Source organism: Vibrio sp. 1402, from assembly GCF_033340275.1.
In genome coordinates this window covers 1-786 of sequence record NZ_JAWOWE010000184.1, presented here as the reverse complement: position 1 = coordinate 786, position 786 = coordinate 1, and the positions used below count along the sequence as shown (strand labels likewise).

Below are 786 nucleotides of genomic sequence, written 5' to 3'. Positions count from 1 at the left end.
CAACCAACAAAGGCACCCAATAAGTTTGAGTTGAATCAACCACACCACCACTTTGATAAATGATATTGAGTGCATGCACCGACATCCCGACAAAACCAAGGTTAAGTGATAACGCAGGTTGCTTAAACCATTTGAGACTAGAAGCGGAAATAAGCTCAAGAGTAATCAGAATGACAGAAGTTAAGATCAAGCTTTCGTGTCCATGCTTGAACCACTTAATTACGCTATAAATTCCGACCAGAAAAGCGATGAAGGTAAATAAAGAGAGGATGTCAGCTTGACGTTGTTGCGTTCTCGTCCATTGAGGTTGGCGCGGCATAAATACACTGCGCCACAGCGTGGCTGGATTCATGTTCAATCTTCCTTGATTGATTTCTTATTAGACATCCGACCACTATAGTTTTGTAACATTTTCACAACAAATTTATTCCTTAAATCTGTCTGAGGTGTCTCATTTTTAGTACGGTGAGAGTCTAGCGATAACGCCCTTTTCTCGCACTGCTTGCTTTACCTGCGAGCGCAACCAAGGTCTTGTTCGTATTGGCATGACAAATTGCCACACCGAGTGCATCCGCGGCATCGGCTTGAGGCTTTGCAGGTAATTTTAACATGTGCTGCACCATGTGCTGAACTTGCACTTTGTCTGCACCACCAGTCCCCACTACAGCTTGCTTAATAAGACGGGCAGCATACTCATACACAGGAAGATCCGCATTCACCGCCGCAACGATCGCACTACCGCGAGCCTGCCCTAGCTTTAGAGCAGAATCGGCATTTTTCGCCATG

The 786-nt window shown here is 45.3% G+C and carries 1 protein-coding gene and 1 pseudogene; both read right to left on the bottom strand.

Annotated elements, in window-relative coordinates; translation table 11 throughout:
* Positions 1 to 352: pseudogene (locus R7044_RS24965) on the bottom strand (chemotaxis protein); the annotation flags it as partial.
* Positions 353 to 473: 121 nt separating this feature from the next.
* Positions 474 to 786: crossover junction endodeoxyribonuclease RuvC (ruvC, locus tag R7044_RS24960; RefSeq protein ID WP_225455968.1), on the bottom strand; the 313-nt coding region annotated here is incomplete at its 5' end.